Source organism: Cellulomonas sp. P5_C5, assembly GCF_054049655.1.
The window spans coordinates 1-19,808 of the sequence record NZ_JBFULY010000025.1 but is presented as its reverse complement, the minus strand read 5'-3'; the positions used below and the strand labels follow the sequence as shown (position 1 = coordinate 19,808).

Annotated in this window: 21 protein-coding genes; 13 read left to right on the top strand and 8 right to left on the bottom strand. The window is 73.7% G+C overall.

Annotation, left to right across the window (positions count from 1 at the left end; genetic code table 11):
* Window positions 1-10 precede the first annotated feature (10 nt).
* From ACXJKF_RS17110 to ACXJKF_RS17055, 12 genes are all read left to right on the top strand, one after another.
* Window positions 11-895 (top strand): ABC transporter permease, encoded by an 885-nt coding sequence (locus tag ACXJKF_RS17110; RefSeq protein ID WP_456788919.1) that lies wholly within the window; start codon window positions 11-13, stop codon window positions 893-895.
* Window positions 892-2,547, top strand: a complete 1,656-nt coding sequence (locus ACXJKF_RS17105) for a dipeptide ABC transporter ATP-binding protein (RefSeq protein WP_456788918.1) — start codon at window positions 892-894, stop codon at window positions 2,545-2,547. The genes ACXJKF_RS17110 and ACXJKF_RS17105 overlap by 4 nt, the downstream gene beginning before the upstream one ends.
* Window positions 2,544-3,374, top strand: coding sequence for a DUF1684 domain-containing protein (locus ACXJKF_RS17100; RefSeq protein WP_456788917.1), 831 nt, complete (start codon window positions 2,544-2,546; stop codon window positions 3,372-3,374). Before ACXJKF_RS17105 ends, ACXJKF_RS17100 begins: the two co-directional genes overlap by 4 nt.
* Window positions 3,371-3,940 carry a GNAT family N-acetyltransferase gene (locus ACXJKF_RS17095; RefSeq protein WP_456788916.1) on the top strand — a complete coding sequence of 190 codons (570 nt, stop codon included), beginning with the start codon at window positions 3,371-3,373 and terminating at the stop codon, window positions 3,938-3,940. Before ACXJKF_RS17100 ends, ACXJKF_RS17095 begins: the two co-directional genes overlap by 4 nt.
* Window positions 3,941-3,945: 5 nt before the next feature.
* Window positions 3,946-5,007: an amino acid ABC transporter permease gene (locus ACXJKF_RS17090; RefSeq protein WP_456788995.1), complete on the top strand. Its 1,062-nt coding sequence runs from the start codon at window positions 3,946-3,948 to the stop codon at window positions 5,005-5,007.
* On the top strand, window positions 5,004-5,768 hold the full coding sequence (locus tag ACXJKF_RS17085; protein ID WP_456788915.1) for an amino acid ABC transporter ATP-binding protein: 765 nt from the start codon (window positions 5,004-5,006) through the stop codon (window positions 5,766-5,768). Before ACXJKF_RS17090 ends, ACXJKF_RS17085 begins: the two co-directional genes overlap by 4 nt.
* Window positions 5,769-5,808: 40 nt before the next feature.
* Entirely contained in the window at window positions 5,809-6,009 is a 201-nt protein-coding gene (locus ACXJKF_RS17080) for a hypothetical protein (RefSeq protein ID WP_456788914.1), read from the top strand.
* Between the two features lie 9 nt (window positions 6,010-6,018).
* Window positions 6,019-6,813, top strand: coding sequence for an ABC transporter substrate-binding protein (locus ACXJKF_RS17075; protein ID WP_456788994.1), 795 nt, complete (start codon window positions 6,019-6,021; stop codon window positions 6,811-6,813).
* A gap of 96 nt (window positions 6,814-6,909) precedes the next feature.
* Entirely contained in the window at window positions 6,910-8,046 is a 1,137-nt protein-coding gene (locus tag ACXJKF_RS17070; protein WP_456788913.1) for an FAD-dependent oxidoreductase, read from the top strand.
* Between the two features lie 26 nt (window positions 8,047-8,072).
* The gene (locus ACXJKF_RS17065) at window positions 8,073-9,266 is read left to right on the top strand and encodes an LLM class flavin-dependent oxidoreductase (RefSeq protein ID WP_456788912.1); all 1,194 of its coding nucleotides are present in this window, start codon (window positions 8,073-8,075) and stop codon (window positions 9,264-9,266) included.
* A gap of 27 nt (window positions 9,267-9,293) precedes the next feature.
* Window positions 9,294-10,400, top strand: a complete 1,107-nt coding sequence (locus tag ACXJKF_RS17060; RefSeq protein ID WP_456788911.1) for an LLM class flavin-dependent oxidoreductase — start codon at window positions 9,294-9,296, stop codon at window positions 10,398-10,400.
* 9 nt (window positions 10,401-10,409) lie between these two features.
* A complete protein-coding gene (locus ACXJKF_RS17055; RefSeq protein WP_456788910.1) occupies window positions 10,410-11,510 on the top strand; it encodes an LLM class flavin-dependent oxidoreductase in 1,101 nt (366 codons plus the stop codon).
* Window positions 11,511-11,665: 155 nt separating this feature from the next.
* Here ACXJKF_RS17055 and ACXJKF_RS17050 read toward each other — a convergent pair whose 3' ends face one another.
* From ACXJKF_RS17050 to ACXJKF_RS17020, 7 genes are all read right to left on the bottom strand, one after another.
* On the bottom strand, window positions 11,666-12,208 hold the full coding sequence (locus tag ACXJKF_RS17050) for a flavin reductase family protein (protein ID WP_456788909.1): 543 nt from the start codon (window positions 12,206-12,208) through the stop codon (window positions 11,666-11,668).
* On the bottom strand, window positions 12,205-12,801 hold the full coding sequence (locus ACXJKF_RS17045) for an NADPH-dependent FMN reductase (RefSeq protein ID WP_456788908.1): 597 nt from the start codon (window positions 12,799-12,801) through the stop codon (window positions 12,205-12,207). Before ACXJKF_RS17045 ends, ACXJKF_RS17050 begins: the two co-directional genes overlap by 4 nt.
* A 127-nt stretch (window positions 12,802-12,928) precedes the next feature.
* Window positions 12,929-14,716, bottom strand: coding sequence for a gamma-glutamyltransferase (gene ggt / locus ACXJKF_RS17040; RefSeq protein ID WP_456788907.1), 1,788 nt, complete (start codon window positions 14,714-14,716; stop codon window positions 12,929-12,931).
* Between the two features lie 69 nt (window positions 14,717-14,785).
* Window positions 14,786-15,220 carry a rhodanese-like domain-containing protein gene (locus ACXJKF_RS17035; protein WP_456788906.1) on the bottom strand — a complete coding sequence of 145 codons (435 nt, stop codon included), beginning with the start codon at window positions 15,218-15,220 and terminating at the stop codon, window positions 14,786-14,788.
* A complete protein-coding gene (locus ACXJKF_RS17030) occupies window positions 15,217-15,705 on the bottom strand; it encodes a cysteine dioxygenase (RefSeq protein ID WP_456788905.1) in 489 nt (162 codons plus the stop codon). The genes ACXJKF_RS17035 and ACXJKF_RS17030 overlap by 4 nt, the downstream gene beginning before the upstream one ends.
* Before the next feature lie 284 nt (window positions 15,706-15,989).
* On the bottom strand, window positions 15,990-17,066 hold the full coding sequence (locus ACXJKF_RS17025; RefSeq protein WP_456788904.1) for a DNA polymerase IV: 1,077 nt from the start codon (window positions 17,064-17,066) through the stop codon (window positions 15,990-15,992).
* A 173-nt stretch (window positions 17,067-17,239) separates the two neighbouring features.
* Complete coding sequence (locus ACXJKF_RS17020; protein ID WP_456788903.1) at window positions 17,240-17,815, bottom strand: type 1 glutamine amidotransferase domain-containing protein; 576 nt, start codon at window positions 17,813-17,815, stop codon at window positions 17,240-17,242.
* Window positions 17,816-18,086: 271 nt separating this feature from the next.
* Here ACXJKF_RS17020 and ACXJKF_RS17015 point away from each other — a divergent pair, with 271 nt between their 5' ends.
* Window positions 18,087-18,527, top strand: a complete 441-nt coding sequence (locus ACXJKF_RS17015) for an Hsp20/alpha crystallin family protein (protein ID WP_456788902.1) — start codon at window positions 18,087-18,089, stop codon at window positions 18,525-18,527.
* Window positions 18,528-18,634: 107 nt separating this feature from the next.
* Here ACXJKF_RS17015 and ACXJKF_RS17010 read toward each other — a convergent pair whose 3' ends face one another.
* The gene (locus tag ACXJKF_RS17010) at window positions 18,635-19,729 is read right to left on the bottom strand and encodes a DNA polymerase ligase N-terminal domain-containing protein (protein ID WP_456788901.1); all 1,095 of its coding nucleotides are present in this window, start codon (window positions 19,727-19,729) and stop codon (window positions 18,635-18,637) included.
* Window positions 19,730-19,808: the final 79 nt, after the last annotated feature.

The window sequence follows — 19,808 nt, the reverse complement described above, 5'->3', positions numbered from 1 at the left end:
AGGAACCGTCATGACACTCGTCTCGCAGGCTCCGGCCGCCGTCACCGCACCCAGTGTGGTCCTGGCCCGTCCGGTGCCCCGCCGCCGTCTGCGCCACCCCCTGGCGACGCCCGGCGTGCTCGCGTCGTTCGCCGTCGTGCTCGTCTTCCTGGGCTGGGCGCTCGTGCCGGGGCTGTTCACGGCGGCGGACCCGCTCGTGGGCGTGCCGGCCGAGAAGCTGAGCGCGCCGAGCGCGGAGCACTGGTTCGGTACCGACAACCTCGGGCGCGACCTGTACGCCCGCACCGTGCACGGCACCGGGCTGTCGCTGCAGGCCGCGCTGCTGGCGCTCGGCCTGGGCCTCGCCGTCGGTGCTCTGGTCGGGCTCGTCGCCGGCTACGTCGGGGGAGCGGTCGACGCGGTGCTCATGCGCACCACCGACGTGCTCCTGGCGATCCCCGGTCTGCTGCTCTCCCTCGCGGTCGTCACGGCGCTCGGCTTCGGCACGCTCAAGGTCGCGATCGCCGTCGGTGTCGCGGAGGTGGCGACGTTCGCCCGGGTCATGCGCTCCGAGGTGCTGCGCGTGCGCACGACGACCTACGTCGAGGCGGCGGTCCTCGCCGGTGCGCGCCGGTCGGCGGTGCTCGCACGGCACGTGCTGCCGAACGCGGCCGCTCCGATCCTGGTGCTCGCCACCGTGCAGCTCGGGGTGATCGTGCTGGCCGTGTCGTCGCTCAGCTTCCTCGGCTTCGGGGCCGTGCCGCCCACCCCCGAGTGGGGCTCGCTGGTCGCCGAGGGTCGCAACTACCTGTCCGTGGCCTGGTGGTTCACCACCCTGCCCGGTCTCGTCATCGCCGCGCTGGTCCTGGCCGCCAACCGGCTCGGTCGCCTCCTCGAAGGGAGGGCGCACCGATGAGCGCCCCGACAGTCCCCGTCCTGCAGGTCCGCGACCTGGTGGTCGAGTACGAGAGCCGTGACGAGCGGGTGCAGGCAGTCCGTGGCATCAGCTTCGACGTGCACGCCGGCGAGGTGGTCGCGCTCGTCGGGGAGTCGGGCTCCGGCAAGTCGACCACCGCGCACGCCGTGGTCGGGCTGCTGCCCGGCGGCGGGCAGGTCGTCGGCGGCAGCGTCCGGCTGCACGGCGGCGAGCTGGTCGGGCTGACGGGCAAGGCGTGGCAGCAGGTGCGCGGCGCACGGATCGGCCTGGTGCCGCAGGACCCGGGCATCGCGCTCAACCCCGTGACCCGGATCGGCGACCAGGTGGCCGAGGTGCTGCGCATCCACGGCCGCGTGCGTCGGGCGGCCGCCGCGGAGCAGGCGGTCGAGATCCTGCGGTCCGTCGGCCTGAGCGACCCCGAGGCCCGTGCGCGGCAGTACCCGCACGAGCTGTCCGGCGGGATGCGGCAGCGCGTCCTGATCGGCATCGCGCTGGCGCTCGAGCCCGCACTCGTGATCGCCGACGAGCCCACGAGCGCGCTCGACGTCACGGTGCAGCGCCGGGTGCTCGACCTGCTCGACGACCTGACCTCGCGCACCGGCTCGGCCGTCCTGTTCATCACGCACGACCTGGCGGTGGCCGCCGACCGCGCCGACCGGGTCGTGGTGATGAAGGACGGGGAGATCGTCGAGCAGGGACTGACGGCCGAGGTGCTCGGCGCACCCAGCCACCCGTACACGCGAGCCCTGCTGGCCGCCGCGCCGCAGCTCACGGTGCGCGAACGGGTCGCTCCCGTGGCGCCGCCGGTGGGGGAGACGTCGCTGCTCGACGTCCTGTCCGTCAGCAAGAAGTTCCGGCTCCCCGGTCACGCGGGCCGCACGGTCCAGGCGGTCGACGACGTCAGCTTCTCGGTCCCGAAGGGCGGGGCGTTCGGGCTGGTCGGTGAGTCCGGGTCCGGCAAGTCCACCGTCGCCCGGCTGGTTCTCCAGCTGACGTCGCCGGACTCCGGGACGGTGCTGCTCGACGGCGTCCCCGTCTCCGACCCGGCCGGCCGCGCGCTGCTGCGTCGCCGGTCGCAGCTGGTGCACCAGAACCCGTTCGCGTCGCTGGACCCCCGGTTCACGGTCGCCAGGATCATCGACGAGCCCCTGCGGTCCCACCGCGTGGGCTCCCGCTCGCAGCGGCGGGACCGCGTCGTCGAGCTGCTCGAGCAGGTGGCCCTCGGCGCGGCGTACGCGTCGCGGCGTCCCGGCGAGCTGTCCGGCGGCCAGCGGCAGCGGGTCGCGATCGCCCGCGCGCTCGCGCTCGAGCCCGACCTGCTGGTGCTCGACGAGCCGACCAGCGCCCTCGACGTCTCGGTCCAGGCGCAGATCCTCGCGCTGCTCGACCGGCTGCGGCGCGACCGCGGCCTGACCTACCTGTTCATCTCGCACGACCTCGCGGTGGTGCGGCAGGTGGTCGACCGGGTGGGTGTGCTGCACGACGGCCGGCTCGTCGAGGTCGGACCGACGCACGACGTGTTCGACGACCCGCAGGACCCGTACACCGCCGAGCTGGTCGGGGCGATCCCCGGCCGTGGCGCAGACCTTGCCGATCCCCACGCTGCAACGCTCGAGAGGAGCACCCGATGACCACGCTCGCCATCGACCCCACCGCCGACCTGCTGCGCTGGCGCAGCGACCGCGAGGAGGCCCTGCGCCAGCCGCACGGCTGGCTCAGCCTGGTCGGCCTGCACGCGCTGACCGCGACGCCGCGCTACCTCCCGGGGCTCCCGGGTCTGTGGTCGACCGACGGCGCCCACGCGCTGGTCGAGACCGACGCCGCCGACGGGGTGACCGACCCGCAGTCGCGCGAGGCGCTCGTGGGTGCCTGGCGGCGGACGGTCGGCGAGGGGCTGTCGACCCTCGTGGCCGCGTTCGTGCCGGCGGGACGCGACGACGAGGACCGCGTCGTCCTGGAGCTGGTCCGGCGGACCGGGCGGCTGTACGTGCGGGTCCGGGACCCGCGCGCCGCCGCGCGCACCGGCTTCGACGGCGTCCCGACGCACCCGTACGACCCGTCCTGGGTCCTCGACGTGCCGGTGCGCTGGTACGACGAGCCCGTCGAGGTGACGGTCGGCGCGGCGCAGCACGGGCTGGTGCACCACGTCCGGCTGGTGGGGGAGATCGACGTCGAGCGCGACGGCGTGCGGCGCACGCTGCGGCTGTCCGGTGGCCACGCCCCGGGGTCGGCGGCCGTACTGTTCAGCGACGAGGCCGAGGACCTGGCGCCGTGGCGCGTCGTCAGCGTCGACGTGGCCGACCGCGCCGCGGGCACGCTGCGGGTCGACCTCAACCGCACGCTCAACCTGCCCTACGCGTTCAGCGACTTCGGCACGTGCCCGGCGCCGGTCGAGGGCAACCACCTGCCGTTCGCGGTGACCGTCGGCGAGCGCGACCCGCACGGGGACGCGTCGTGAGCGCGCCGGCCTCCACCCTGACGGTCCGCTGGACGGACCTGGCCGACCCGCTGGTGCGTCCGCTGCTCGACGAGCTGGCGTACGAGTACGCCACCCGGTACCAGGGCATCCTGGCCGTCGAGCAGATCCGTGACGAGATGGAGCACTACCCGGCGGCCGAGTTCGCGGAGCCCGACGGCGCGCTGGTCCTGCTGCTGGAGGACGGCGAGCCGGTGGCGGGTGGGGCGTTCCGACGTCGCGTCGAGCCCGAGCTCGGCGACGCCGGTCGTCGCCCGCGCACCGAGGGGCGTGACGAGGCCGGGCTCCCGACCGTCCCCACCGCGGAGCTCAAGCGGATCTGGACCCATCACGCGCACCGCCGCCGTGGCCTGGCCGCGCGCGTCGTCGCGGAGCTGGAGCAGCGTGCGTCCGACCTCGGCTACCCGCGGCTGTACCTGACCACCGGGCCGCGGCAGCCGGAGGCCGTCGGCCTGTACCTGCGCGCCGGCTACACGCCGCTGTTCGACCCGGCGGCCGAGGCGACCGGACCGCTCCCGTTCGAGAAGTGGCTGGGGGTGACCTCGTGAGCATCGTGCAGGACCAGTCCCGTGTCCTGGCACCGCCGCAGGTGCAACCCGATGCGGCAGCGCTCGCCGGGCTCCGCGTCGTGCCCACACGGCACCCGGGGCGCTGGCTCGCCACGGCCGTCGTCGCGGTCCTGCTCGCGATGGTGGTCAGCTCGCTGGTGACGAACGACCGCTGGCAGTGGTCGGTGGTGGCGCAGTACCTGACCTGGCCGTCGGTGCTGACCGGCCTGTGGGGGACGCTGCGTCTCACGTTCGCGGCCGCCGTCATCGGGTTCGGGCTGGGGACCGTCCTCGCGCTGATGCGGCTGTCCCGCTCGCCCCTGCTGCGCAGCGTCGCGTGGGGCTACACCTGGGTGTTCCGGTCGGTGCCGCTGATCCTGCAGCTGCTCCTCTGGTACAACCTCGCCTACCTGTACCCGGAGATCTCGTTCGGTATCCCGTTCGGCCCGGCGTTCACCGAGGTGGACACCCTCTCGATCGTCGGCAAGTTCGGCGCTGCGGTGCTCGGGCTCGGCCTCTCGCAGGCCGCGTACTCGGCCGAGATCGTGCGCGCCGGGATCCTCGGCGTCGACCAGGGCCAGCACGAGGCGGCCGCCGCGCTCGGCATCCCGCGCTCCCGCCAGCAGCTGCGCATCGTCCTCCCGCAGGCCATGCGGACCATCGTGCCGACGTCGATCAACGAGATCATCGGCCTGGTCAAGGGCACGTCGGTCGTCTACGTGCTGGCCTACGGCGAGCTGTTCTACACGGTCGGTGTCATCTACGGCCGCAACCTCAAGGTCGTCCCGCTGCTCATGGTCGCGGCGATCTGGTACCTCATCATCACGACGGTGCTGACCGTCGGGCAGTACTACCTGGAGCGCCACTACGCGAAGGGCGCCCTGCGCACGCTGCCGCCCACGCCGGTGCAGCGGCTGCGCTGGACCACTCACGCGCTGGTCAGCCGGGTGACGGGTCGGCCGCTGCCTGCCAGTGTCCCGCCGACCTACGCCGTGCGGTCGACTCTCGGGGGAAGCCACCTGTACCGGACGGGCACGCCCCGCAGCGACGTCGGGAGCGGGCTGTGAGCGCCGGCCTGGTCGAGGTGCACGGCGTGCACAAGTCCTACGGCACGCTCGAGGTGCTCGCCGGCATCGACCTGGTGGTGCAGCCGGGCGAGGTGACCGTGGTGATCGGCCCGTCGGGCTCCGGCAAGTCGACCCTGCTGCGCGTGATCAACCACCTCGAGCGTGTCGACCGCGGGTTCGTGGCGGTGGGCGGGGAGGTCGTCGGCTACGAGCGGCGCGGCGACACCCTGCGCGAGCTGCGCGAGAAGGACGTCCTCCGGCAGCGCACCCGCATCGGCTTCGTGTTCCAGAGCTTCAACCTGTTCCCGCACCTGACCGTGCTGGAGAACCTGGTCGAGGCGCCGATCCACGCCCAGGGTCGCCCGCGGGGCGAGGTGGAGGCCGAGGCGCGCGTCCTGCTGGAGCGCGTCGGGCTGTCCGACAAGGCCGACGCCCGTCCCCGCCAGCTGTCGGGCGGTCAGCAGCAGCGCGTCGCCATCGCCCGCGCGCTGGCCACCAGGCCCGAGGTGCTCCTGTTCGACGAGCCGACGTCCGCCCTCGACCCGGAGCTGGTGGGCGAGGTGCTCGACGTCATCAAGGACCTCGCGCACAGCGGCACGACGCTCGTCGTCGTCACGCACGAGATGGGGTTCGCCCGGGAGCTGGCCGACACCGTCGTGTTCATGGACGGCGGCCGGATCGTCGAGCAAGGCCCTCCCGCGCAGGTCCTCGACCACCCGCAGCACGCTCGCACCCGCGCGTTCCTCGACAAGGTCCTGTAGCCCCCACCCCACCGCACCACCCACCCGAAGAGAGAAGATGATGTCCACCACGTCCGCCCGCCCGTCCCGCACCCGGCTGCTCGCCGCGCTCGTCCTGACCCCCCTGCTCGCGGGTCTCGCGGCCTGCTCCTCGAGCGTCGAGGCCGAGCCCGGTGGCGGTGACCTCCAGGAGGCCGCGCAGGCGGCCGGGCTCACCGTCAACACCACCGCGGACCAGGACCGCATCCACACCACCGAGTAGGCCGAGGCGATCGCGCTCCTGCCTGCGGCGATCAAGGAGAAGGGCACGCTGACGGTCGCCGTCAGCGCCTACGTGGCTCCGCTGGCGTTCCTTGCCGACGACGAGAAGACGCCCATCGGCAACGAGACCGACATCGCCCAGCTGGTGGCCGACGCGCTCGGTCTGGAGCTGAAGCACGAGGTCAAGGCGTGGGCCGACTGGCCGCTCGCCGTGCAGTCCGGCGCCGTCGACGCGGTCATCTCGAACGTCACGGTCACCGAGGAGCGCAAGGAGCTCTACGACTTCTCCTCCTACCGCAACGACCAGCTGGGCTGGCTCGTGCGCGCAGACAACGACGACCTCACGGAGATCACCGAGCCGAAGGACATCGCCGGTCTGACCGTCGCGGTGGGCTCGGGAACCAACCAGGAGAAGATCCTGCTCGCCTGGGACGAGGAGAACCAGGCGGCCGGGCTCGAGGCCGCCAAGGTCGAGTACTTCGAGAACGACGGCGACACGATCCTCGCGCTGCAGTCGGGCCGTATCGACGTCTCGTTCGGCCCGAACGCCACCGCCGCCTACAAGGCCGCTGTCTCGCCGGAGGACTTCAAGGTGATCGGCACGCTCAACGGCGGCTGGCCCGCCACCGCGCAGATCGCCGTCGGGACCCTCAAGGGCAACGGCCTGGCGCCGGCCGTCACCGCGGCGCTCAACCACGCGTTCGAGGACGGCACGTACACCGAGGTCCTGGAGCGCTGGGGCCTGCAGGACGAGGCCATCGAGACGTCCGAGCTGAACCCGCCCGGTCTGCCGAAGACGGACTGACCCCACGGACGAGGCGGCTTGGGGAGTCGCCTCACACGGCCGGCTGGGTGGACGGGGGTCGCCCAGCCGGCCGACCCACACGAGCAGGAGGAGCAGATGAGCGAGCACGTGGACCACGTCGTCGTCGGTGGCGGGGTCATGGGCGCCGCGACCGCGTGGCAGCTGGCCCGGCGCGGGGCGCAGGTCGTCCTGCTCGAACGGTTCGACCGCGGGCACACGTGGGGGGCGTCGCACGGCGCGTCCCGGATCTACCGGAACACCTACGCCCGCGCGGAGTACCTCGACCTGGTGCAGGAGGCGTTCGACCTGTGGCGGGTGCTCGAGGACGAGGCGCCCGCGGTGGGGGAGCTGCTCACCATCACGGGCGGGGTGAGCCAGGGCTCGCTCGCGTCCCGCGAGGTGGCCGACGCGTTCGTCGCGCGGGGCATCCCGCACGAGTGGCTGTCCGCCGCCGACGCGCACGCGCGCTGGCCGGGCCTCGCGTTCGAGGGTGACGTCCTGCACGAGACGAGCACGGCGGGACGTCTCCACGCCGACCGCGTGGTCGAGGCGTTCCTCCAGGCCGCGACCGCGGCGGGTGCGCGGGTGCTGCACGAGAGCCCGGTGCGTGCGGTCGAGCAGACCGGCGACGGGGTTCGCGTGGTCACCGACACCGGCACGTGGCACGCGACGAGCGTCGTCGTGGCGGTCGGTGCCTGGACCTCCGGGCTGCTCGCCGGGATCCCCGAGCTGGCCGACCGGCTGGTGGTGACCCAGGAGCAGCCCGCGCACTTCGCGCTGCGCCCGGACGCGCCCGCCGCCGACCTGTGGCCGTCGTTCACCCACGACCCGCGAGCGCCGCACGCGTGGCCCAGCGGCGTCTACGGCCTCGCCACCCCGGGTGAGGGCATCAAGGTCGGCTTCCACGGGGTCGGCCCCCGGACCGACCCGGACCGACGGACGTTCACGCCCGAGCCGGGGCAGCTGCGCCAGCTCCGCGACTACGTGGCGCGGTGGGTGCCCGGCGCCGACCCCGACCACCTCGTCCCGATCTCGTGCACGTACACCACCACGCCGGACCACGACTTCGTCCTCGACCGCCGCGGTCGCGTGGTCGTCGCGGCCGGGTTCTCGGGGCACGGCTTCAAGTTCGCGCCGGCGATCGGACGCGTGCTCGCGGACCTCGCGTCCGAGCCGGCGACCGTGCCGCACCCGGCCTTCGCCGCCGCCCGGTTCGCGGCCCTGCCGGTCTGACCCCTGACTCCCACGGAGGAACCCCCATGACCACGAACGTGCCTCTGTCCATCCTCGAGCTGGCGACCGTCGGTGTCGGCCAGACGGGCGCCGACGCCCTGCGCGCGACCCTCGACCTCGCCGTCTCCGCCGACCGGCTCGGGTACCGGCGGCTGTGGTTCGCGGAGCACCACCTCGCTCCCGGGGTGGCGTCCGCGTCTCCCGCGGTGCTCGCGGCCCTGACGGCCGAGCGCACCCGGCGCCTCCGGGTGGGCTCGGGCGCCGTGTTGCTCGGGACCACGAGTCCGCTGATCGCCGCCGAGCAGTTCGGCACCATCGCGGCGCTGCACCCCGGACGCGTCGACCTGGGCCTCGGCCGTGCGTTCACCCCGCCGCCCGAGGGGAACGCCCCGCCGCCGCGCACGCAGGCGCGCGACGTCGAGGGCCTGCACGTCCCGGGCACGCCGCCGATCGACTTCACCGACTCCTCGCTGCGGGCCCGGATCCTCGCGCAGAAGGAGGTCATCGGCGCCAGCCGCACCGGTCAGGACTTCCGCGCCGAGCTCGAGCTGGTGCTCGGCCTGCTCGCCGACACCTACGTCGACAGCGCCGGGCACGCCTACGTGAGCCCGCCCGTGGCCGGTGCGGCGTTCGACCTGTGGGTGCTGGCGTCCAGCGGGGGCGAGAGCGCGCGCGTCGCGGGTGCCCTGGGTCTCCCGCTCGCCGCGAACTACCACGTCAGCCCGTCGAACGTGCTGGGCACCGTGGAGGCCTACCGGTCGGCGTTCCGGCCCGGCGTGCTGGCCGAGCCGTACGTGGTGGTCTCCGCCGACGTGCTCGCCGCCGAGACGCCCGAGCGGGCGCAGCACCTCGCCGACCCGTTCGCCGAGTGGGTGCTCTCCATCCGTCGCGGCGCGCAGGGCGCGATCGCCTACCCGGAGCCGGGCACGACGACACCGTGGGAGCAGCGCAGCGCCGCCGACCAGGACGTGCTGCGCGACCGCATCGACACCCGCATCGTCGGCACGCCGGACGAGGTCGCCGCGGGACTGGCGACGCTCCAGCGCGTGACGGGGGCCGACGAGCTCCTGGTCACCACCGAGACCCACGACCCGCGCGACCGCGTGCGCTCGTTCGAGCTGCTCGCCGACGTGTGGGGCCTGCAGGCCGACGTGTCCGACGCGGCCGCAACTGCCGACGCGTCTGCCGACGCCCACGACCTGGTGCCCTCGGGCGCCTGACCCCCACCCCCCAGAAGGAGTCCCACCGTGCCCGTCGAGTTCCTCGGCATCGCCACCACCAGCAACGGCTCGGAGACGCAGGTCCCCACCACGGCGCCGTTCGACCTGCGCTACCTCGAGCGCATCGTCCGCGCCCACGAGGACAACGGCTGGACCCGCGTCCTGTTCGCGTACGGCTCCAGCGGCCCCGAGCCGTCGGTCCTCGCCGCCCACGCCGCCGCCCGGCTCCACTCGATCGAGCTGCTGCTCGCGCACCGCCCGAACGTCTCGTACCCCACCTTCGCCGCGAAGTCGTTCGCGACGCTCGACCAGCTCTCCGGCGGGCGCCTCTCGGTGCACTTCATCACCGGCGGCAACGACCACGAGCAGCAGCGCGAGGGCGACACGCTCACCAAGGACCAGCGGTACGCGCGCACCCAGGAGTACATCCAGATCGTGAAGCGTGCGTGGTCCAGCGCCGAGCCGTTCGACCACGACGGGGAGTTCTACCAGTTCCGCGACTTCGTCCTCGACGCCAAGGCGGTCGACGGCCGCTCGCCGACGATCTCCTTCGGCGGGTCGTCCGACGCGGCCTACCGGGTCGGTGCCGCCGAGGCCGACATCTACGCCGTGTGGGGCGAGCCGCTCGACCGGACCGCCGAGCAGATCGCGCGGATCCGTCGCGAGGCCGCGGCCGCGGGCCGGACCACGCCGCCGCGGATCCACGCCGCGTTCCGGCCGATCATCGCGCCGACCGAGGAGCTGGCGTGGGAGAAGGCACACCGGATCCTGGGCGCGATCGAGGCCCGCAAGGCGGCCGCCGGCGGGGTGCTGAGCCGGCGTCACTCCATCGACAAGCCCGAGAACGCCGGGTCCCAGCGACTCCTCGAGATCGCCGCGCAGGGCGACCGGTTCGACTCCGCCCTGTGGACGGCGACCGCCAAGGCGACCGGGGGCGCGGGCAACTCCAACGCGCTCGTCGGCACGCCCGAGCAGGTCGCGGAGGCGCTGCTCGCGTACTACGACCTCGGCGTCAGCGTGATCTCCGCGCGCGGGTACGACCTGCTCGACGACGCGATCGACTTCGGCCGCTACGTGATCCCGCTGGTCCGTGAGGGCGTCGCCGCCCGCGACGCCGCGCGTGCCGCGGCCTGAGGGGACGTCATGCGCTTCCAGGTCCTCGACATCGTCTTCAACCCGCCGCACCCGGTCACGGGTGAGGCGGTCGCACCGGCCGACCGGCTCGCCCGCGTGGTCGAGACGGCCGTCCTCGCCGAGCAGCTCGGGATCGACGCGTTCGCCGTGGGGGAGCGGCACGCCGGCGAGGTGCTCTCGTCGTCGCCCACGGTGCTGCTCGGGGCGCTCGCCGCGAGCACGTCCCGCATCCTGCTCAGCACCGGCGTGACGGTCCTCTCGCTGCTCGACCCGATCCGCGTCGCGGAGGACTACGCGACGATCGACCAGCTCAGCCGCGGACGGCTCGAGATCGTCATCGGCAAGGGCAACGAGGCGCTCCAGTACCCGCTGCTGGGGCTCGACCTCGACAAGCAGTACGAGTACCTCGAGGAGAACTACGAGCTGCTCAGCCTGCTGCTCAGCCGCGAGGACGTCGAGTGGGTGGGTCGGCACCGCCCGGACCTCCACGGTGCGACGACGCTGCCCCGGCCGTTCTCCGGACCGTTCCGCATCTGGCACGGGTCGGCCACGTCGCAGTTCGCCGTCGACCTCGCCGCCAAGCACGGCGACCCCGTCGTCAGCGCGAATGCGCTGCAGCCGCGCGAGAACTACCAGGTGCTCATCGACCGGTACCGCGAGCAGTACGCCGCGCACGGCCACGACCCGGCGTACGCGTTCGTCGGCTCCGGGTCCGGCGGGCTCTTCCTCGCCGACACCACCGAGCAGGCCATCGCGCAGTACCGGCCGTTCTACGAGGGGGCCGTCGCACGCCAGGACCTGCGCAAGCACGACCCCGCGGCGGTCGGCAAGGTGACCAGCTTCCGGACCATCGAGGAGGCCGTGGAACGCGGCCCGGCGCTCGTCGGGTCGCCCGAGCGCGTCGCGGAGAAGATCCTCGACTACCACGCCAGCTACCGGCACGACCTGCAGTCCGTCTCCGTCAACCACGTCCTCGACCCGGAGCAGCAGCACGACGTGCTGCGCCGGTTCGCCGAGGAGGTCGTCCCGCTGGTCAAGGCCGAGGTGAAGACCGACCTGTGGGGCCCCGCCGACGCCCGCCGCCCGGCCGGGTTCACCGCGATCGACTGAACGCACGCAGAAGCCCCCCGCCACGTGGCGGGGGGCTTCTTCGTGCGTGGTCCCCGACCCCGGCCGCATGCGCGACGGCCGGGGTCGGAGCGTCAGAGGGAGGCATGCGATCTGGACGTTCGCGGCCCTCGCTGCACCAGGTCGAGCGACGCGCGTCAGATCGCGGTGTGCGAGCCGATCCGGTGGTAGCTGCGGTCGTGGTACACCAGCGGCGTCGTGTCGGCGGACGTGCCGTGCTCGAGCGCCCGGAGCGAGACGAGGTAGCTGTCGCCCACCGGCGTGCGCTGCAGCACTCGCCCGCGGACCCAGGACACCGCGCCCTCGATCACGGGCTCGCCACTGCCCAGGTCGTACCAGCCGCCGGCGGCGAACCGGTCGATGCCGCTGGTCGCGAAGCGTGCCGACACGTCGTCCTGGTCCGCCGACAGGAAGCTCACGGTGATGGTGCGTGCGCGGGACAGGGCGTCCCACGACGAGGACGTCGACGCCAGCGAGAACGCCAGCAGCGGGGGAGCGGCGGACACGGAGATGACCGAGGTCGCCGTGAACCCGATCCGGCGCTCGCCGTCCCGCAGCGCGACGACCGCGACGCCGGCGGGGTGCTGGCGGAAGACCTCCTTGTACTGCTGCGGCGACAGCTGCGGCTCGTCCTGGTCCCGGAGCAGGCGGTCCAAGGCGTGCAACGTCTCGGCGGTCATGCGCGGGCCTCCGCCAGCCGGGGCGCGACAGCGCTGCCCAGAGCAGCGGTGGCGGCTGCGGCGACCTGGGCGCCCAGGGCGCGGCCACCCTCCGACCACCACCGTTCGATCACGGGGTCCGGGTCGGTGAGCTGCGACTCCACCAGGGTCAGCGCCCGCGTGGGCACCACGGCGCCGAGCTCGACGAGCAGGGGACGCAGGTGCACCTCGCCGACGAGCGCGTGCGCGGGGTTGCCCGAGACGACGACGGGGACCGCGACGACGCCGCTGAGACCGCCGGGGCCGTACAGGTCGAGGAACGCCTTGAGCAGGCCCGTGTACGAGGCCTTGTAGACCGGCGTCGCCACGACGAGCACCGTGGCGTCGGCGACGGTCCGCAGCGCCGCGTCGGCGCTGGGGTGCGTGTCCGCCAGGATCTCGGCGGCGAACTGCGCGAGCTCGACCGTCTCGACGGGCTGCTCGGAGCCGAGGAGGCGTGCGGTCTCCTGCGCGACGTGCACCGCGGCCGTGGTGGTGCGCGAACCCGCCCGGGGGTTGCCCGAGAGCACCACCACTCGCGCTCCGGGGTGCTGCGACGACGTCTGATGGGTCATGGCGGGGTCCTCGATCTCGGCTCTCATGAACCCGCCGCACGGTCCGCGCGGGTTCGATGCACCGGGTATAACAACAATCCCGACTTGACCAGAGGGTTTAGTCAACTTTCTTGCATGGCGGACGATCTCAGCTGCCCTGGACCACCGCCGCGCTCCCGCCACCGCGCCGCGTCGGCTCGGCGACCGCCTGCAGGGCGCCGCCGTCGAGGAACTCGATCCCCGTCGCCGCACCGATCTCGGGGTTGTCCACGAACGTGTGGCCGAGCGCCTGCAGCGCTGTCCGGTCGAAGCCGGGCTCGGCCTGGACCGCGGCCGTGTTGCGCTGCGTCGCACGCGGCGCCGCGACGGCGTCCGGCAGGTCCATCCCGAGGTCCAGGCGGTTCACCAGGATCTGCAGGACGGTGGTGATGATGGTCGACCCGCCGGGGGAGCCCAGGGCCAGGAAGGGAGCGCCGTCGGCCAGGATGATCGTCGGGGCCATCGAGCTGCGCGGCCGCTTGCCGGGACCGGGCAGGTTCGGGTCGACGCCGCCCTGGGTGTCGGTGAAGTTGAAGTCGGTCAGCTCGTTGTTCAGCAGGAACCCGCGGCCCGGCACGACGATGCCGTTGCCGCCCAGCGACTCGATGGTGAGCGTGTACGCCACGACGTTCCCCCAGCGGTCCGCGGTCGTCAGATGCGTCGTGGACTGGCCGTCCGAGCCCTCGGTGCCGGTGGCCCCGGTCTCGCACGTCGCGTAGTCGCCGTCCGGGACGCCCGGCGCGACCGGCTTGGTCAGGGCGGTCGCCGGGTCGATGAGGCAGGCGCGCTCCGCGGCGAACCCGTCGGACAGGAGCTCGTCGAGCGGCACGTCGACGAAGGCCGGGTCGCCGACGTACCGGTTCCGGTCGGCGAACGCCAGGGCGCTGGCCTCCAGGTAGTGGTGGAGCGTCTGCGTCGTGTCCCCGAGGTCGGAGGCCTCCAGGATGTTCAGCGCCTCACCGACCGTCGAGCCGCCGGACGACGGCGGCGCCATCCCGTAGACGTCGAGCCCGCGGTAGGACACGAGCGTCGGGGCCCGCAGCGGCGACTGGTACGACGCGAGGTCACCGAGCTCCAGGAGCCCCGGACGCGCGACGAGCGGGCTGTGCCGGCGGACGGGCGGGTCCTGGACCGTCCGGACGATCTCCTCGGCCAGTCGGCCGGTGTAGAGCGCGTCGACGCCTCGGCGTCCCAGCTGGTCGTACGTGTCCGCCAGGTCGCGGTTGCGGAAGACCGACCCGACCGCCGGTGGGGCGCCCCGGCGCAGGAAGAGGTCCGACGAGGACCGGAAGGCGGAGAACCGCGGGACGTTCGCGGTCGTCTGGTCCACGAACGTCTGGTCGACCACGAACCCGCGACGCGCCACGTCGGTGGCGCCGCGGAGTGCGGTCCGGAGATCGATCGACCCCCACTGGTCGAGGGCGGTCGCCCACGTCCGCGGCGTACCGGGGACGCCGACCGACAGTCCCGACGTCACGGCGTCGGCGAACGGGATCGGCACGCCGTCCTCCACGAACGCGTCGCTCTGCATCGCCATCGGGGCGGTCTCGCGACCGTCGATCGTGTGGACCTCACCGGTCGCCGCGTCGTAGTACACGAAGAAGCCGCCGCCCCCGATGCCCGACGAGAACGGCTCGGTGACCCCGAGCGTCGCCGCGGCCGCGACGGCGGCGTCGACCGCGTTCCCGCCCCGGCGCAGCACCTCGATCCCGACCCTGGTGGCGTCGGCGTCGACCGTGGTGACGGCGCCGCCGTACCCCGTGGCCACGGGCACCTTCTCGCCCCCGTGGCCCGGGCGCGGCGGGTGCGCTGAGGCGGGCGCGACGCCCACCCCCAGCGCAAGGGCGGCGGCGGCGACGAGCGCCACCAGCGAACCGGTCGGCCTGGACGATCGCATGAGATCTCCTCGGGCGAGGGAGCGGGTTCTTCCCGGTCTACCACTCGCCGGAGCCCGGCGCTCCCGGTGTCAGGTGCGGGCGTGCACCCCCGCGCCCACCAGCTCGCCGCGGGGCACCCTGCCGGTGGTGGGCAGCCCTGCGGCTGCCCACGCGTGGAACCCGCCGACGACGTCGGTCGCGCGGTGCAGCCCGAGGTCCGCGAGCGCGGCGGCGGCCAGGCTGGACGTGTAGCCCTCGGAGCAGAGCACGATCACCTGGACGTCGTACCCGGTGGCGGCCGGGATCCGGTGGTCGCTGGCCGGGTCCAGCCGCCACTCCAGGACGTTGCGCTCGATCACGACCGCCTGCGGCACCTCGCCCTCGGCGGCGCGTTGCGCCGCGGGGCGGATGTCGACCAGCAGCGCGCCCGTCGCCAGCGCGTCCCACGCGTCGGTCGGGTCGAGCCGGTGCAGGCCCGCGCGGGCCTCGGCGAGGACGTCGTCGATGGTCCGGCGGCGGGTCACTTGTCGGACTCCGGCTCGTCGGTGTCGACGGTGCGCGACGGGACCAGGCTGCCGTCCGGAGCGGTCGCCCAGTACGTCATCCGGGTCAGTGGCGGGGAGTAGGCGTGGATGCTCACCGCCGGCTCGGTCCCGGTGTTCAGCACGTCGTGCCGGTCACCGGGGTCCACGGTCTGCGTCCGGTCCGCGGGGAACCGCTGCGGCACCAGCTCACCGGCGAGGGTCGGCCGGACCTCCGTGAGGGTGCCGGCGACGATGGTGAACGCGGCCGCGGAGGCTCCGTGGTCGTGCAGCTCGGTGCCCTGCGAGGGCAGCCAGCTCAGCAGCCAGACGTCGACCCCGGGCGGGCTGTCGAGCCGGGTCCACCAGCGGCCGCTCTCCTGGAACTGGACGAGGGGCTGCCAGAGGTCGGTCTGCGCGGCGAGCGAACGCGTGAGCGCGCTGAGCTGGTCGACGTCGAGGGTGCGGGCGAGGGTGTCCGTGCTCATGGTGGTGCCTCTCGGGGTGCGTCTGCGGACCGACCCGGACGCGACGGTGGCGTGGGTCGGACGGGCCTGCTCCCGGCGTGGGCCGGGTGGGAGCGTCAGTGCTGCTGACAGCAGGCCGGACAGGAACGCAGCGCGAGGACGGCACGACGGGACGGGAGCGCGGTGACGCGGACAGCGGTCATCGAGGGCTCCTCCCAGGTCGGCTCGGCATGGCGGGCACAGACGAGCACGCGCCGGGGGAGCGGGTCAAGAGTTCGGCCCGGACTCTCGCATGGTGGACTCGGTCAGATCCGACCGCGCACCGGGGTGCGGTCGGCCGGGTCGGCGTCGTCGGGCATCGCCATCTCCGCTCGGACGCCGAGCAGCCGGATCTCCCGGTCCTCGATCTTGTCCGCCAGGGTCAGCACCGCGTCCACGATCGTCGCGGGATCCTGGGTGGCCGACGGGAGCTTGCGGCTCATGCTCGTGGTGACGAACGGCGCGTACCGCACCTTGATCGCCACGCGGACGACGGGCCTGCCGTCGGCGGCGGTGTCCTCCACCACCTCGTGCGCCATCGTCCGGAGCGCGTCCCGCACCTGCTCGGGGGTGGTGAGGTTCTGCTGGAACGTCGTCTCGCGGCTGTGTCCCCGCGGCACCCAGGGCGCGTCGTCCACGGTGGTCGGCCCGAGACCTTTCCCGAGCTCGTGGTACCAGACGCCCATCCGCGGGCCGAACTCGGCGACCAGGGCGTCGGCCGGCGCGTCGGCCAGCTGCTGGACGGTGGTGACGCCGAGGGCCGTGAGGCGGCGTGACACCTTCGTCCCGACGCCCCACAGGTCGATGGTCGGGCGGGGGCCCATGACGTCGAACCAGTTCTCGGCGGTGAGCCGGAACACGCCCGCGGGCTTGCCGAACTCGGTGGCGATCTTCGCGCGGACCTTGTTGTCCCCGATGCCCACCGAGCAGTGCAGCCGCGTCTCGCGCAGGACCGCCTCCTGCGCGTCGCGGGCCAGCGCCTCGGGGTCGTCGGTCTGCGCGCCCAGGAACGCCTCGTCCCAGCCGATCACCTCGACGACGACGCCCAGCGAGCGCAGTGTCGCCATCACCCGCTCCGACGCCGCCTCGTACTCGGGGGCGTCCACGGGGAGGAACACCCCGTCGGGGAGCTTGCGGGCAGCGATCCGCAGCGGCATGCCGGAGCGGACCCCGAAGGCCCGTGCCTCGTAGGACGCGGTGGAGACCACGCCCCGCTCGGTCGGGTCGCCGCGCCCTCCGACGACGACGGGCTTCCCGGCGAGCTCGGGGCGGCGCAGGACCTCGACGGCCGCGACGAACTGGTCGAGGTCGACGTGCAGCACCCACGCGGTGTGCGAGCCCATGGTCCGAGTCTGCCCGACCGGCCCGACCGGAGCCGTGCGACGAGCGTCGCCGTGTCCTGGCGGCGCCGGGCACCGACCAGAGCTGCGGACCGGTCATGTCGTCCCAGAAGGCCATCCGCGTCGGGGATCCTCGTCCCGACCCGCGCGAGCAGCGCGTCCCACGATCGCTCGCGTCACCTCTCGGCGTCGTGGCTGCCGGCGAGCGCCTTCTCGACGGCGGGCAGGAAGTCGCCCAGGTCGTCCGGCGTGCGCGAGGTGACCAGGGTGAACGGGCCGCCGTCGTCGACCGAGACGGACTGGTCCACCCACGTCGCCCCGGCGTTGCGCAGATCGGTCCGCAGCGACGGGTACGACGTCACCGTCCGACCCTCGACCACACCCGCCTCGGCGAGCGCCCACGGGCCGTGGCAGATCGCAGCCACCGGGAGGCCGGACGACGCGAAGGAACGCACCGTGTCGACGGCGCCGGGCTCCAGCCGTAGCGCGTCGGCGTTCAGGGTCCCACCAGGGATCAGCAGCAGGTCGAAGTCCGATCCTGCGTCGCCGAACGTGGTGTCCGGCTGCACGGACCGGCCGGGGACCTTGTCACCGACCAGCGTCTGGACCGTGTCGGTCGACGCGGCAGCGACCACGACCGTGGCGCCGCGCTCGCGCAGGTGCTCGACCGGGACGACGAGCTCGTCCTGCTCGACGCCGTAGTTGGTCACGATCGCCAGGACGCGGTAGCCGCTCAGCGTCGTCTCGCTCATGGGGAGTCCTCTCGGCGGTCATGCACGCTCCGACCGCACTGTCGGTCGTGGCGCGGCTGCCTCACGCCGGGACGTCCCGACGCTACGCCGACGACGACCGGGACGCGCGTCGTGGCCGTCTGTTCGCCGCGCGCGAACGACCCCCGCGCATCGCTGGCACTCTGCCCAGGAGAGTGCTAATTCTTTGTGCTGTAGCCAGTCCGGCCACGGGGGTCGGACAGCACCCGAGGCCCGGACGGTCCGGCGCCTCGCCGAGAAGGAGGTGACGGTCATGGCTACGCGATTCGACCCGTTCCAGGAGTTCGACCGCCTGTTCGCCCAGGTCGCGTCCGCCGAGCGTGCCGCCGCGACGATGCCGATGGACCTGTACCGCTCCGGGGACCACTACGTGCTGCACGTGGACCTGCCGGGCGCCGACCCGGGCACCATCGACGTGAACGTCGAGGACCGCACGCTGACGATCCGCGCGCAGCGCACCCCGCACACCGAGCAGGACGTCCAGTGGCTGGCGAAGGAGCGGCCCGTCGGCACGTACGCGCGACAGCTCGCCGTGGGCCGCGGCCTCGCGCTCGACTCGATCACGGCCACCTACGCCGACGGCGTCCTCACCCTGAGCATCCCGGTCGCGGAGGAGGCCAAGCCGCGGCGCATCGAGGTGCAGCACGCCGGCGACAGCAACCAGATCACCGCCCAGGCGAACGCCGAGGCCTGACGGACGACGGTGGGGGCGCGACCGGTGCGAGAGCGCCGTCCGGACACCCGGGACGCCCTGTGCGGGCGAGCCGGCCCCGCGCCCCCGCCGCCGCGCGGCGCGCGTCGTCACCCCGGGGACACACGGCGCCAGTCGGGGGAGCGGACACCGGGCCGGTAGGGCGAGGAGCGCCGCTTCGCGACGATCCCGTCGAACCCGTTCGCCGCGGCGGCAGCCAGCACCGCAGCGCCGGGGCCGTCGAACGTCGGCGGCACACGCCACGCGGGGCCTGCGAGCTGCAGCTCGTCCAGCAGCGACCGACGGTCGTCGTAGGGCCGGTCCACGGTCGGGCGTCCCTCGAGGTGCAGGACGTCGTAGACGAGGTAGGTGACCGGGTGCGTCCGGGCCAGTCGCCGTGCGGCGCTGCCGGTGGCCGCCGTGCGCTCCCGGAGCCGTTCGAGGTCGGGGGTGCCCGCGACGTCGAGGGCGACCATCTCCCCGTCGAGCGCGGCGATCGTGGAACCGAGCTGCTCGCCCAGCCCGGCGATCTCCGGGTAGGTACCGGTGAGATCGTCGTCTGCCCGCAGCCGCACCCGCCCGCCGTCGACGAACGCGAGCGCGCGGACGCCGCCCCATGCCATCTCGTACGCCCACGCCCCGTCGTCGGGAGGCAGGGCGCCCGACCGCGCGAGCATCGGTCGGACGTCGGTGGGCAACGGGGTCCAGCCGGGATCCGTCGGTGGATCCATCCGGTGGACCATCCAGCTGCGGCCGTCGTCGGCAGCGCCCTTCGAGCGCGTGGCGAACAGCACGTAGCGACCCTGGACCCGGTTGCCGTGGAGCACCACCTGGACCTCGCGGTCCGTCCACTTCAGCTCCTCGTAGGTGCCGTGGTCCCACACGGTGACCTGGCCACCGCCGTACTCGCCCGCACCGATCCGGCCCTCGAACGTGGCGTACTCCAGCGGGTGGTCCTCCGTGTGGACCGCCAGGTGGTTGACCTTCGGGTCCGGTGGCAGACCCTTCGGCACCGCCCAGGACACCAGGACGCCGTCGCGCTCGAGCCGGACGTCCCAGTGCAGCGCACGCGCGTGGTGCTCCTGGACGACAAAGGTCCGGTCACCCGCCGACGACGTGTCGGGGTCGGTGGCGGGCACGGGCTCGGGAGTCCGCGCGGGGTCCCGCTTGGCGCGGTACTCGGCGAGGGGCTCGCGGTCTGGCACGTCCCGAGTGTCCCGCCGACGCGCCCGCGCCGCGCGTCCGGCGGGCGGCGCGACCGCGGGTCACCGGGCGGAGCTGGCG